Origin of the sequence: Bacillus massilinigeriensis, assembly GCF_900117315.1 — a bacterium.
Classification (GTDB): Bacteria; Bacillota; Bacilli; order Bacillales; family Cytobacillaceae; genus Bacillus_BE; species Bacillus_BE massilionigeriensis.
In genome coordinates, this window is the sequence record NZ_LT630337.1 from 1,314,368 (window position 1) to 1,327,827 (window position 13,460).

General features: G+C 36.4%; 13 protein-coding genes. All 13 read right to left on the bottom strand.

The annotated features are described in order from the left end of the window. Positions 1-14 precede the first annotated feature (14 nt). From BQ6100_RS06580 to fliM, 13 genes are read right to left on the bottom strand one after another with little or no spacing between them, the layout of a single operon-like run. The gene (locus BQ6100_RS06580) at positions 15-2,057 is read right to left on the bottom strand and encodes a chemotaxis protein CheA (RefSeq protein ID WP_075980908.1); all 2,043 of its coding nucleotides are present in this window, start codon (positions 2,055-2,057) and stop codon (positions 15-17) included. Between the two features lie 20 nt (positions 2,058-2,077). Continuing rightward, complete coding sequence (locus tag BQ6100_RS06585; RefSeq protein WP_075980909.1) at positions 2,078-3,178, bottom strand: protein-glutamate methylesterase/protein-glutamine glutaminase; 1,101 nt, start codon at positions 3,176-3,178, stop codon at positions 2,078-2,080. A gap of 9 nt (positions 3,179-3,187) precedes the next feature. Then, positions 3,188-4,054: a MinD/ParA family protein gene (locus BQ6100_RS06590; RefSeq protein WP_075980910.1), complete on the bottom strand. Its 867-nt coding sequence runs from the start codon at positions 4,052-4,054 to the stop codon at positions 3,188-3,190. Next, positions 4,047-5,222 carry a flagellar biosynthesis protein FlhF gene (gene flhF / locus BQ6100_RS06595; protein ID WP_075980911.1) on the bottom strand — a complete coding sequence of 392 codons (1,176 nt, stop codon included), beginning with the start codon at positions 5,220-5,222 and terminating at the stop codon, positions 4,047-4,049. The genes BQ6100_RS06590 and flhF overlap by 8 nt, the downstream gene beginning before the upstream one ends. Next, on the bottom strand, positions 5,219-7,255 hold the full coding sequence (gene flhA, locus BQ6100_RS06600; protein ID WP_075980912.1) for a flagellar biosynthesis protein FlhA: 2,037 nt from the start codon (positions 7,253-7,255) through the stop codon (positions 5,219-5,221). The genes flhF and flhA overlap by 4 nt, the downstream gene beginning before the upstream one ends. Positions 7,256-7,290: 35 nt before the next feature. Then, complete coding sequence (flhB, locus tag BQ6100_RS06605; protein WP_075980913.1) at positions 7,291-8,373, bottom strand: flagellar biosynthesis protein FlhB; 1,083 nt, start codon at positions 8,371-8,373, stop codon at positions 7,291-7,293. Between the two features lie 3 nt (positions 8,374-8,376). Next, positions 8,377-9,153 (bottom strand): flagellar biosynthetic protein FliR, encoded by a 777-nt coding sequence (gene fliR, locus BQ6100_RS06610; protein WP_075983463.1) that lies wholly within the window; start codon positions 9,151-9,153, stop codon positions 8,377-8,379. A 2-nt stretch (positions 9,154-9,155) separates the two neighbouring features. Next, positions 9,156-9,425, bottom strand: coding sequence for a flagellar biosynthesis protein FliQ (gene fliQ, locus BQ6100_RS06615; protein WP_075980914.1), 270 nt, complete (start codon positions 9,423-9,425; stop codon positions 9,156-9,158). Positions 9,426-9,440: 15 nt separating this feature from the next. Continuing rightward, the gene (gene fliP / locus BQ6100_RS06620; protein ID WP_075980915.1) at positions 9,441-10,106 is read right to left on the bottom strand and encodes a flagellar type III secretion system pore protein FliP; all 666 of its coding nucleotides are present in this window, start codon (positions 10,104-10,106) and stop codon (positions 9,441-9,443) included. After that, the gene (locus tag BQ6100_RS06625; protein WP_235816497.1) at positions 10,103-10,774 is read right to left on the bottom strand and encodes a flagellar biosynthetic protein FliO; all 672 of its coding nucleotides are present in this window, start codon (positions 10,772-10,774) and stop codon (positions 10,103-10,105) included. The genes fliP and BQ6100_RS06625 overlap by 4 nt, the downstream gene beginning before the upstream one ends. 27 nt (positions 10,775-10,801) lie before the next feature. After that, positions 10,802-11,164 carry a response regulator gene (locus BQ6100_RS06630; protein ID WP_075980916.1) on the bottom strand — a complete coding sequence of 121 codons (363 nt, stop codon included), beginning with the start codon at positions 11,162-11,164 and terminating at the stop codon, positions 10,802-10,804. 22 nt (positions 11,165-11,186) lie between these two features. Further along, positions 11,187-12,467: a flagellar motor switch phosphatase FliY gene (gene fliY, locus BQ6100_RS06635; RefSeq protein WP_075980917.1), complete on the bottom strand. Its 1,281-nt coding sequence runs from the start codon at positions 12,465-12,467 to the stop codon at positions 11,187-11,189. Further along, the gene (gene fliM, locus BQ6100_RS06640; protein WP_075980918.1) at positions 12,454-13,455 is read right to left on the bottom strand and encodes a flagellar motor switch protein FliM; all 1,002 of its coding nucleotides are present in this window, start codon (positions 13,453-13,455) and stop codon (positions 12,454-12,456) included. Before fliM ends, fliY begins: the two co-directional genes overlap by 14 nt. Positions 13,456-13,460: the final 5 nt, after the last annotated feature.

Below are 13,460 nucleotides of genomic sequence, written 5' to 3' on the forward strand. Positions count from 1 at the left end.
TTGTTTCTTTTACATTATTTAATTAAGGCATTGCAATCCACTATGAGAGCTACTTGTCCGTCACCTAAAATCGTTGCTCCAGAAATTGCAAATACATTGGTTAAATAATTACCAAGAGATTTCAAGACGACCTCTTGTTGTCCAATAAAGGAGTCAACCACGAGCCCAGCCATTTTATCACCTTTTCGAACGATGACTACTGAATAATACTCATCCTCTTCTTCAAAAACAGGGACTTCGAATATTTCTTTTAAGAATAATAGAGGGACAACTCTACCACGGAAATCAATAACTCTCTGATTGTGAGCGTTTAAGATTTCATCCTTTTTAACAATGGCTGTTTCAATAATTGAAGAGAGCGGAATTGCAAATTTTTCCCTCTGTATTTCAACTAACATTACAGAAATGATTGATAATGTTAGAGGTAATTGAATAGAGAATATGGAACCTGCTCCTTCTTTTGAATCAATTGAAACTGTTCCACCTAGTGACTCGATCGTGTTTTTAACAACATCTAGACCGACTCCACGTCCAGAAACATCCGATATCTTTTCTGCTGTAGAGAATCCTGAAGCTAAAATTAGTTCATATACTTGTTTATCTGAAAGCGTGGATGCCATTTGTTCATTGACTATTCCTTTACTAATGGCTTTCTTTAAAACCTTTTCTCTACTAATTCCAGCACCATCATCCTCAATTTCAATAAAGACATGGTTTCCACTATGATAAGCTTTAAGTGTGACAGACCCTTCCTCATTCTTTCCTTTCGCCTTTCTTGCTTCAGGAGTTTCTACTCCGTGATCAAGTGCGTTACGGATTAAATGGACCAGTGGATCACCGATTTCATCAATAACTGTTCGATCCAACTCTGTCTCAGCACCGATAATATCCAAGTTGACTTTTTTCCCAAGATCACGAGCCAGTTGTCTAACCATACGTGGGAAGCGATTAAATACCGTTTCAACTGGCACCATTCTCATATTGAGGATAATATTTTGTAAATCCCCAGATGTACGAGTCATTCTTTCCACAGTCTCATGTAATTCTTGATTATTTAGCTCTTTAGAGATTTGTTCCAATCTTCCTCGATCAATAACAAGTTCTTCAAACAAATTCATTAGAATATCCAACCGCTCAATGTTCACACGGATTGTTTTACTAGCTGTTTGTTTTGGTGAAGGGGTTGTATTTTTCTTCTTATCATCATTTTGTTTCGCTACGACAGGTTCAGAAGTTTGCTCTTCTTGAAGCTTTTGCTCCATCTGATTATGCGCCTCTTGCTTTTGACGAATATCCTCTAGGGACAGAACCTTTGCTTCTACCTTTTCAACTTCAGATACTTTCATAATTTTCTTTTCAATATCTTCTTTTGGCTCTTTGGAAATAAGTGTCACTGTAAATTGATAATCAAATTGTTCTTCCTCTAATTGATCAGTGGTCGGTATGGATTTAATGACTTCACCTAATTTTTCAAGAACTTCAAATACCATGAAAACTCTTGCTGCTTTTAACAAGCAATCTTCTCGTAAACTAATATCGACCTCATATGTTTCGAAGCCTTGTTCCTTCGATTGTTGAATGACTGTAAGCTCGAATTCATCAAATTTACTACTTATGTTTACAGGTTCAGCAGTTGCTACTGCCACTTCTTCCTTCGTGCTTTGAACAATTGGACTTTCACCTTTTTCAATTAATTCTAGCTTGCCAACCACTTCAGTTACATTTCTTTTTCCGTCTCCACCCTCAGCGATAGAAGCAACCATTGCTTCAAGGTCGTCAATAGCTAAAAAGACCACATCTAAAACTTCAGGAGTGACCACAATCTTGTGATTTCTTATTGCATCAAGGACATTCTCCATCTTGTGGGTCAAATTAGCTAAATCCTCATATCCCATCGTCGCTGACATACCTTTTAATGTATGTGCAGAACGAAAAATTTCATTTACAATATTCATATCTTCAGGGTTTTTTTCTAACTCTAAAATGTGCTCGTTACATGATTGTAAATGCTCTTTACTTTCTTCAATAAACACTTCTAAATACTGATTCATATCCATTCGCCTTACACCCCTCGGCATTAAACATATTTCAAAATCGATTCTGCTATATGCTCTACATTTTGAACTTCATCTATCTGGTTTGTTAATATTGCTGCTTTTGGCATTCCAAAAACTATGGATGTTTCTTTTGATTCTGCAATTGCTTTGACTATCCCATTTTTTTTCAATGCTTGTAATCCCAAAGAACCATCAGAACCCATACCGGTCATGACAACTGCAATTTTTGCCATGTCGTTAATTTCGCTAATGGATTCAAACATCACATCAACAGATGGACGATGACCATTTCTTGCTGGAGTTTGGTCAATCTTCACTGCTAACCTTGTGCCTACCTTCTGAACCTTAAGATGGTATCCTCCAGGGGCAATATAAGCTGTCCCTTTTTTAAGGATTTCACCATCTTCCGCTTCTTTGACTGAAATTTCTGAAAGTGAGTCCAATCTATTTGCCAAGCTTTTTGTAAAACCTGGTGGCATATGCTGCACAACAAGTACAGGTGCATCCAAATTTTTTGGTAGCTTGGTTAAAACATGTTGTAAAGCCCTTGGACCTCCAGTGGAAGTACCTATACAAATTACTTTTTGTAGTGATTGATTCCAGTTAATAGAAATCGATTCCTTATTACTAGATACTCCTTTTGGTTCTATTTTACTATAGTTATTAGTAGATTTTGAACCATTTTTTCCTATAGAAGGTAATTTTACAAGTTGCTTCATGTTTACTTTACTAGCAGAAATTACTTTTTCATAAAGCTCGTCCTTAATCTTGTGAAGATCTAAGGATATTGCCCCAGACGGTTTGGCGATAAAGTCAACCGCTCCAAGTTGAATAGCCTGTACAGTGTTTTCCGCTCCCTCAAACGTTGTGCTAGATAGCATTACTACTGGAACGGGGTTTTCTCTCATAATGAATTTTAAAGCCTCTAAACCGTTTAATACCGGCATCTCAATATCCATTGTTACAACATCAGGCTTTAATTCATTAATCTTTTTGATAGCATCCTGCCCATTTCGAGCAGTACCAACCACTTGGAACCGTGAATTTTCCGAAAAAAAGTCTTGAATTAATTTTCGCATAAAAGCTGAGTCGTCTACGACAAGTACCTTAATTCTTTCCACACAGAAGCACTACCTTTCAAAGAGAAATTGCTTTAACTTTGAAACAAAACGAAAAGCACTAGAGCTTTGGCTTTGATTTAAATTATCGTTTACATATCGTTCGGTAATATCAAGTATTGCCTTCGTTGCAGGCGAATTAGCATTAAATAATGTATATGGAATTTGCCTTTTTACAGCCTGATGAATAGAACGATCCTCAGGAATCAATCCAAATGCGCTTGTGTCTTTTTCAAGAAATTGTTTAACAACCGTTTGTAATCGTCGCATTGTATCTTTTCCCTCTTTTTCAGATTGTACACGATTGACAACAATATAAAAAGGTATCGATTGATTTAATAAATGAATATATTTCATCATTGCGTAAGCATCTGTTATGGAAGTTGGTTCTGAAGTAGTTATCACCACAACTTCGTCAACTGAAAGAATAATATTGAGTGCCTCATCACTTGCTCCGGCACCCATATCAAAGATAATATAGTCATAGTTGACAAGCAATAATGACAATTCCCCCATAAACCGACTAGTTTCTTCTTTATCCATTTTCACTAGCTGTGAAAGTCCTGTGCCTCCTGCTATTACATCTAAGTTATTTAAACCTTTCATTATTACATCTTTTAATGAGACATTTTGATTAATAAAATCAACAATCGAATAATCTGGTGTCTGCCCCATTAGAATATCAAGATTTCCCATGCCAATATCCATATCAAATAGTAACACGGCATTTCCACGCTTAGCCAAGGAAATGGCAAAATTTAACGAAAAGTTCGATTTTCCAACTCCGCCTTTTCCACTTATTACTGCGAGTGTCTTTGTTTTCCTTCTAGAATCCATCGACTTCAACTGATTTCTTAAACCTTGAGCTTGATCATTCATGGGGATCGACTCCAAGTAAAATATTCGTAATAACTTCTGGTTTTGCTTCAAGGATGTCCTCAGGAACATTTTGACCATTTGTTAAATACGCGATTCCTATATTATATTTTTGGGTAAGATTCAACATCGCCCCATATGTGGAGGTTTCATCTACTTTTGTGAATATAAACTTATCAATTATAATCGAGGAAAACTGCTGAAATATCTCTTCCATGTCTTTTTGTTTTGCTGTTAAGGAAAGCACAAGGAATGTTTCAATATTATTCTTAAAGTCCATTTTACCTGATAAATCATCCACATACTGCTTGTTACGATAATTACGGCCAGCAGTATCTACTAACACAATATCATAATCAATAAATTTGATTGAAGCCTTTCTGAAATCATCCACATTGTAACAAACTTCGATGGGAACATTTAATATTTTTGCATAGGTTTTTAATTGGTCAATTGCTGCAATTCTATAGGTGTCAGTTGTGATAAACGCAACCTTTTTATGGTGATTCAGAACACACTCCGCTGCTATCTTTGCCAGTGTCGTTGTTTTCCCAACACCTGTAGGGCCGATGACATTGACAAATTTCTTTTTAAAGGAAATCCCACCATGTGGAATAGCTGAAAGTTTGTTTAATAATATTTCTTTTACACATTGAAGGAGCTCATCCTTTGTTAAATTTGCCCCCTCCTTGTACCATTTTTCAATAAGTGTACTAAGCAATTCTTCCCTATAATTGGGGTTAATTTCCATAGAAATCAACATTTGCTGTATTTCCTTTATGGGATCTGGATAGGAAATATTAATTCCTTCATTATGAGAAGGAAGGTTCTTAATCATATCCTTTAACTCAGCTAATTCCTTGATTAAATCATTAGAGGTTTTCTCTTGACTTTTTGTTTTTGGATTAGCTGGTATTAAATAATCCTTTTGAATAACTGAAGTTTCCTTTTGAATTGGAATGGTTTTTTCTTTTATTTTTATGGCTGGTTCAATTTTAGGTTTTGGGTCTATCGCTGCAATAACCTCAATGCTTCGCTTCTTAAAGAAGCCTAAAAATCCGCCAGTATGAATAACCTTTGAATTTAGAATAACAGCCTCATTGCCAAGCTCTGCCCGAATTTGCTTCATTGCTTCTGGCATTGTTGGTGCAATATATTTTTTTATCTTCATTCTATATTCACCACCCCTACGCTTTGTACTTCAACATTTGCCTCTAATTCATTATAGGATAAAATCGGAATTTGAGGAAAATAACGTTCTGTTAATTGACGCACATACATCCTTACAGCTGGTGAACATAGAACGATGGGCGTTTGATTCATTAAGGATAATTGCTCCACTGATTGAGCAATCGATTCTAATATATTTTGAGAATTATTTGGATCTAGGGATAAATAATTTCCATGTTCAGTATGTTGAATAGCATCTGCTACTAGCTTTTCCACTTTTCCAGATAACGTAACAACCTTGAGGGAATCATTCTGGGAAGAAAATTGGTTCGTAATTTGTCTAGCTAGAGCTTGTCTCACATACTCAGTTAATAAATCTGTATCAGTTGACATTTTCCCAAAATCTGCAAGAGTTTCAAAAATAATAGGAAGATTTCTAATGGATACATTTTCTTTTAAAAGCTTAGCAAGAACCTTTTGAACTTCACCAACAGATAATGGATTTGGTGTTACTTCTTCGACTAATATTGGATAGCTCTCCTTAAGGTGATCGATTAACTGCTTCGTTTCTTGACGACCAAGTAATTCATGCGCATTCGCCCTTATGACTTCTGTCACATGAGTAGATACAACAGAAGGTGGATCAACGACAGTATAGCCAAATATCTCAGCCCTCTCCTTCATCTCCTCTGTAATCCATTTTGCAGGTAGACCAAAGGATGGTTCTACTGTGTCAATGCCTTCAATCGAGTCGTCCTCCACTCCTGGACTCATTGCTAAATAATGATCAAGCAGTAATTCACCTCTCGCCATCTCATTACCCTTTATTTTTAACCGATATTCATTCGGCTGCAGTTGAATATTATCTCTTATCCTTACAACTGGTATAACAAGCCCTAACTCAATGGCAAGCTGTCTGCGAATCATGACAATTCTATCTAGCAAGTCTCCACCCTGATTTGCATCTGCTAACGGAATTAATCCGTAGCCAAACTCGAATTCGATAGGATCAATGTTTAATAGACTTACAACACTCTCAGGGCTCTTCATCTCATCTGTCTCAATGACTTCCTCGAGCTCCTGCAATTGGCTTTCGTCAGGCTCTGGAATCCGGGTGAATCGATACGCTCCTAAAGTTAAGAGGCCGGCAACAGGAATAGTTAAAATATCACTAATTGGTGTGAATAATCCTAATAAAAATATGGTTCCAGCTGTGACATACAGCATTTTTGGAAATGCGAATAATTGTTTTGTAATATCCTGTCCAAGATTTCCGTCGGATGCAGCACGGGTTACAACGATACCAGTAGCTGTTGATATTAACAAGGCTGGAATTTGACTGACAATCCCATCACCCACGGAAAGAAGAGAAAAGTGGGTTGCTGCATCCTGGATTGACATACCCTGCTGCAGCATTCCGATAACGATACCAAAGATTAAGTTGATTAAAACGATAATAATCCCGGCAATCGCATCCCCCTTAACGAATTTACTCGCACCATCCATAGCTCCATAAAAATCCGCCTCACGGCTAACTTTTTCCCTTCGTTCGCGCGCTTCTTGTTCAGAAATCATTCCTGCGTTTAAATCCGCGTCAATACTCATCTGTTTACCTGGCATCGCGTCTAATGTAAATCGGGCTGCAACTTCTGATACACGTTCTGCACCTTTAGTAATAACTATAAATTGAATAATAACCAAGATTAAGAATACAACAAGACCAACTACAACATTCCCACCTACAACGAATGTTCCAAAGGTATGAACAACTCCCCCTGCATCCCCTGTAGAAAGGATGGAGCGTGTCGTTGATACATTGAGTCCAAGACGAAAGAGAGTAAGCAATAATAACAAAGAAGGAAATATTGAAAATTGCAATGGTTCACTCATATTCATCGTTGTAAGCAGTACAAGTAAAGCTAAAGAAATATTAATGATGATTAAAATACTTAACAACCATGTGGGAAAAGGGATAATCAGCATTGCAACAATTAATATGACACTTAGCAAAACTGACAAGTCTTTTACTGCCATTCTTTTCTCCCCAATCTATATTAGAAAATATATCTTTATATAATGTTTTTAGTTTTATAAACGTAAGCAAGAATTTCTGCAACTGCCTTGAAGAATTCTTCAGGAATCGCATCTCCTACCTCAACTTGACTGTATAACGCACGCGCAAGTGGTCGATTCTCAACTGTCATGACATCATTTTCTTTGGCAATCAATTTTATTTTCTGAGCCATAAAGTCGACCCCTTTTGCTACTACATAAGGTGCTTCTAGCTTATTTTCATCATATTTTAAAGCGATGGCATAGTGAGTTGGATTGGTAATAACCACATCTGCGTTTGGTACTTCCTGCATCATCCTTCTCATGGCCATTTCTCGTTGTCTTTGTTTTATCTTTGACTTTATGAGAGGATCCCCTTCAGAGTTTTTATACTCGTCTTTTATATCTTGTTTTGACATTCTAATATTTTTCTCAAAATCATATTTTTGATAAAGATAGTCTAATAGAGATAAAAAAAGCAGGGCACCAGATGCAAATAAACCCATTTGTACGGTTAAATTGGCCAAGGTTGCCATGATGTCTCCTATCGATTTTTGAGACAATATGAGAATTTCTTCTTTCCTAGTCCATAAAACAATAAATGTTACGAATCCTACAAAACTAATTTTTAATATTGATTTCAACAATTCTACTATCGCCCGCATCGAAAAAATTCTTTTAAATCCGCTAATCGGATTGATTTTTTCAAGCTTAAATTGAATGGCCTCTGCAGAAAATAGAAAACCGACCTGCATATAATTCGAGGCTACTCCTGCTATTAGAGCGACAAGCAGGATCGGTCCAAGTAATAAAGCTAGTTGTTGTAATATATCAAGGAAAACAATTTGAATATTGTTCGCCGTAATTTCCATAAGCATGTATTCTTGAAAAGGGTATCTAAATAAATTGACAATTCTTTCTCTTAAATATCCGCTGGCAAATAATAAAAACAGAAACACTGCAAGTAGTCCGACCGCTGTATTAATATCTTGACTTTTCGCAACCTGCCCTTTTTTCCGAGCATCTTGACGTTTTTTCGGTGTCGCTTTTTCCGTTTTCTCACCAGCAAAAAACTGTAAATCTAAAGATAACCATTCCATTCTTTATGAACCCCCCAAAAGATCCATAAGACCTCTCATTGTTTCAAACATTAGTTCAAATAGCTGGGACACAGCCATCATCATCACACTCATAACAGAGATTAACACGATAAAACTAACAGCAATTTTCACAGGTATCCCAACAACAAATATATTTAGTTGAGGAACAGTCCTTGCGACAATACCTAATGCAATATCAACAAGGAAAATACTCCCGACGACAGGAATCGACATTTGAAAAGCAACAATAAACATAGAATTAAATGACCGAATAATGTATTCAATGATATCCTGATTACCAAATGGTAGCCAAGCTTGGTCTAACGGTATAAATTGATAACTGTAGAAAACCCCATCAATCAGTAGGTGATGTCCGTTAACCGCTAATAAAAACATCAGACTAACAATATAAAAAAATTGACCAGTTAGAGGGCTCTGTGCCCCTGTTTGCGGATCAATGACATTGGCAATAGCAAACCCCATTTGAAAGTCAATAAATCCACCTGCAATTTGAATCGCAGATAAAATTAAATACGCAATAAATCCAATGGAAATTCCAACTAATGCCTCTTTCAATATTAATAAAAAGTAAGCACCGTCAATTTCTAGAGTCGGTGCATCAATTGTATAGAACATAATCCAAGCTAAAAAGAACCCTAAACCAATCTTATGAGTTGTTGGAATCGTACGGTAAGAAAACAAAGGCATCATTAGAAAAAATGATGTTACTCTAACGAATACCAATAAAAAAGCAGGAAAGTTTGGTAGGAATTCTAAAATATTCATCCTACAAACCTAGTTAAATTTGAGAATATTTCATTTGCATAAGACAGCATATGACTCAGCATAAAAGGACCAAAAAAAACGATTCCGACTAAAACTGCAACAATCTTTGGCACAAATGCAAGTGTTTGCTCTTGAATTTGAGTAGTTGCTTGAAAGATACTAACGATTAATCCAACAACGAGAGCAAGTAGCAATAACGGTCCCGAAATAATGATTACGGCCCATATGCCTTGTTCAGCAATTGTGATAACTGATTCTGGGGTCATATATTTTCACCTGCTTTAAAAACTATCTAATAAAGATTTCACAACTAAATACCATCCATCCACAAGGACAAATAAAAGGATTTTAAATGGTAGAGAGATCATGACCGGAGGAAGCATCATCATCCCCATCGACATTAACACACTCGCCACTACCATATCAATGACTAAAAATGGAATAAAAATCATAAAGCCGATTTGAAAGGCAGTTTTGATTTCACTAATGGCAAAAGCAGGAACGAGAGTTGTTAACGGGATATCTTTTATTGAATCCGGTCGATCTGCTTTCGCGTAATCCAAAAATAATGCCAAATCCTTTTGCCTTGTATGGGCACTCATAAATTCTTTAAATGGTAATGCGGCTCGATCATACGCTTCTTCTAAATTAATTTCCTCGTTAAAAAGCGGAGTTAGAGAAGTTTTGTTTACCTCTTGAAAGGTCGGAGCCATGATAAAGAAGGTTAAAAAAATCGATAAACCAATAATTACTTGATTTGGTGGCATTTGTTGGGTTGCAAGCGCTGTTCTGACAAAGGAAAGAACAATAACAATCCGTGTAAAACATGTCATCAAAATGAGTATGCTAGGAGCAATGGATAAAACAGTCAAGAGAAGTAGGAGCTTCACTGAAGTTGAAACATTTTCAGGTGAGCTATTATTAAAAAACTCCATAAACTCATTCATCGATCTTCTGGCCCCTTCTTTTCCATATCTTCAAATATCTTTTTTCGATTATTCTTCATATCCTGAAGCTGATTCTTTAATATCGTGCTGAACTGGCTCTCTTCTGTAGTACTCTTCTTTTTCTTTATTTTTGCTCTTTCTAATACCTTTGTCACAATATCGCTTGGTTGGACAAGCTGTTCCATTTTATCATTATAGTTAGATAAAATTTGGCGGTATTCTTCCTCATCATTTATTTCCTTTAAAAGCTGGATGCTTTCACCAACACCAACCACTAATAATTGATTTCCCACTTTAATAATTTGAACAGAACGATTAGATCCAAGGGAGGCTCCCCCAATATTCTCAATAATTTGTGAACTCTTATAGGATTTATTCTTTTTATTAATAAATTTAAGCATAAAATAAAGTAGAGCAACGACAAATATGGTTGCAAATATCATTTTCAAGAAATCCCATATTGTTAACCCTACATTATTATTATCAGTAGTATTAGTATTCGTGTTATCATTTTCAGTTGTTGGCTGATTTTGATTGCATGCATCCGGATTCTCCAAGCATTCCTTGACACTTTTATTAACCTGCTCTGCATAGGCTAATTTGTTTAAACCTAGCAGAGCAACAGTGACCAAAAGCAACACTCTCATGAAAAACATTATTTTTCGCAATGCGCTGCACCCTCTAAATCTTTTTATTTATCCTAAGGTTTTTGATATAGCTTCTAAAACACGATCCGCTTGGAAAGGTTTTACGATAAAATCCTTAGCACCTGCTTGAATAGCATCAATTACCATCGCTTGTTGCCCCATTGCTGAGCACATAATGACTTTAGCATTAGGATTGATTTTTTTAATTTCTTTTAATGAAGTAATTCCATCCATTTCTGGCATTGTAATATCCATTGTAACTAAATCAGGTTGTGTTTCCTTATACTTTTCAACCGCCTGTGCACCATCAGATGCCTCTCCAACAACCTCATAACCATTCTTGGATAGGATATCCTTAATCATCATCCTCATAAATGCTGCGTCATCTACAATTAAAATCCTATGTGCCATATTTCCATTAACCTCCACTAGATTATCTTAATTTTTTAATACGATCACTTTGACTGATAATATCTGTTACACGAACGCCAAAGTTTTCGTCTATAACAACCACTTCACCCTTTGCGATTAGACGGTTGTTTACGAGAATATCAACTGGTTCACCAGCAAGCTTGTCCAACTCTATAATGGACCCAGCTGATAATTCTAATATCTCTTTCACTGATCTTTTTGTACGACCTAGTTCAACAGTCACTTGTAATGGAATATCCAAAAGCATATTTAAATTTTTAGTTTCGGATTCCTGAAGCTGAACTGGCTCAAAGCTCGAGAATACAGCCGGTTGAACAGTAGGTGGCGTACCACCTGGATATCCGCCAAAATGCTGCGGAGCGTTTTGATACGCATTAGGCTGAGGCGGCATTTGGTATTCACCCATTTGCTGCTGCATGTTAGGGAATCCCCCTTGCGCCATGCTTGAAGCAGGATTTCCTCCCATTGATGCTGGTTCGCTCGAAAAAGATTCTGGACGAAGATCAGCTTGATGGCTTGGAACTGGTTGATCATAAGAATCAGTATTCGAAGGATAGTCATCCTCTATTTTATCAGGTTCATTCATTTCTGGGGAGCTTGGATTTAGCAATTCATTGACTAAACTTTTTGCAAAATTCAAAGGTAATAGTTGCATGATACTAGAATCTATAAGCTCTCCTACTTTTAATCTAAATGATACCTTCACTAACATATCATCGTTTGGTAGTTGTTCAGTACCTTCCCCATGAACGACATCTAAAAAATCAATAGATGGAGGAGATATATCTACCCGTTTATGAAAGATGGTTGACATGGAAGTTGCGGAAGAACCCATCATTTGGTTCATAGCTTCCTGTACAGCACTTAATTGGATTTCTCCCATCATTTCTGAGGCGTTCTTTCCATCTCCGCCTAACATCAAATCTGCAATAATAGCAGCATCTGATTGCTTTATAATTAGCAAATTTGTTCCTGCAAAGCCCTCAGTATATTTAACTTGAATGGCAACATAGGGATGTGGAAATTCATCTGTTATTTTATTCTTCATCACAATGGATACGGTTGGAGTAGTAATATCCACTTTTTGATTCAATAAGGTTGAAAGTGCTGTTGCTGAGCTTCCAAAAGAAATGTTTCCAATTTCACCTAAGGCGTCTTTTTCCATTGGAGACAAAAATTCATCAACATTTACTGAATCACTAACATTTTCTTCATCATCATCATCAGATCCTCTTAGTAGAGCATCGATTTCATCTTGAGAAAGCATATCACCGTTCATCATCGTCGTCTCCCCCCTTCAAAGCATCTAAAACTTGAATTGCTATTTTTTTGTTTACTTTCCCTGGTTGTCCGACAAATTTCGGGATATCGCCGATTTTGATTATTAACGGCTGATCGATTGGTTGATTGAGCTCAATTACATCCCCAATATCAAGCATAAGAAAATCTTGAATGGAGATTTCTGAACTCCCTAACTCTGCATTAATCATGACATCTGCTTTTTGAATCTTCCTCTCAAGTAGAGCAATTTCTTGAGGGTCCTTATCCTTTTTATCTGTTTGCATCCAATAATGGACAGATAATTTTGGAATTATCGGCTCTAAAACTACATGAGGGATACATATATTAATCATTCCACTAGTCTCACCAATCGTGGTATTTAAAGAGATGACAACAACTGTTTCATTTGGAGATACCATTTGTAAAAACTGTGGATTTACTTCGAAATCTGAAAGAATTGGATCTATTTCAGCAATTGATTCCCATGCTTCCCGTAAATTTTCAAAAGCACGTTCAAAAGTGTTAGACATTATTTTGGTTTCTATTTCTGTTAAGTTTTCAACTTTATTTATGCTTGTCCCTTTTCCACCAAGAAGTCTATCCATCATGGCATATGCAATATTTGGATTGACCTCCATTAGTATTCGACCATCTAAAGGTGGAACTTCAAAAACATTTAAGACTGTCATCTTTGGTATGGATCGAATAAACTCTTCATATGGAATTTGGTCTGCTGATGCAACAGTGATTTGAACGTAGGTTCTTAACTGAGCAGAAAAGAAGGTGGTTAAAAGCCTTGCAAAGTTTTCATGGATTCTTGTTAAACTTCTTATTTGATCCTTTGAAAAACGCAATGCCCTCTTAAAATCATATACTCTGACTTTCTTTTCTGACTGCTCTTTTTTTAGCTCATCCGCATCCATTTCACCAGTTGACAGAGCAGATAACAATGCATCTATTTCACTTTGTGATAATACTTCACCAGACAAGGTAC

Bases quoted from the DNA above. Each gene is read 5' to 3' on its own strand.
- BQ6100_RS06590 (WP_075980910.1), bottom strand. From the start codon at position 4,054: ATGAATGATCAAGCTCAAGGTTTAAGAAATCAGTTGAAGTCGATGGAT.
- flhF (WP_075980911.1), bottom strand. From the start codon at position 5,222: ATGAAGATAAAAAAATATATTGCACCAACAATGCCAGAAGCAATGAAG.
- fliY (WP_075980917.1), bottom strand. From the start codon at position 12,467: ATGATGAACGGTGATATGCTTTCTCAAGATGAAATCGATGCTCTACTA.
- BQ6100_RS06580 (WP_075980908.1), bottom strand. From the start codon at position 2,057: ATGGATATGAATCAGTATTTAGAAGTGTTTATTGAAGAAAGTAAAGAG.
- BQ6100_RS06630 (WP_075980916.1), bottom strand. From the start codon at position 11,164: ATGGCACATAGGATTTTAATTGTAGATGACGCAGCATTTATGAGGATG.
- fliP (WP_075980915.1), bottom strand. From the start codon at position 10,106: ATGAATGAGTTTATGGAGTTTTTTAATAATAGCTCACCTGAAAATGTT.
- fliQ (WP_075980914.1), bottom strand. From the start codon at position 9,425: ATGACCCCAGAATCAGTTATCACAATTGCTGAACAAGGCATATGGGCC.
- flhB (WP_075980913.1), bottom strand. From the start codon at position 8,373: ATGGAATGGTTATCTTTAGATTTACAGTTTTTTGCTGGTGAGAAAACG.
- flhA (WP_075980912.1), bottom strand. From the start codon at position 7,255: ATGGCAGTAAAAGACTTGTCAGTTTTGCTAAGTGTCATATTAATTGTT.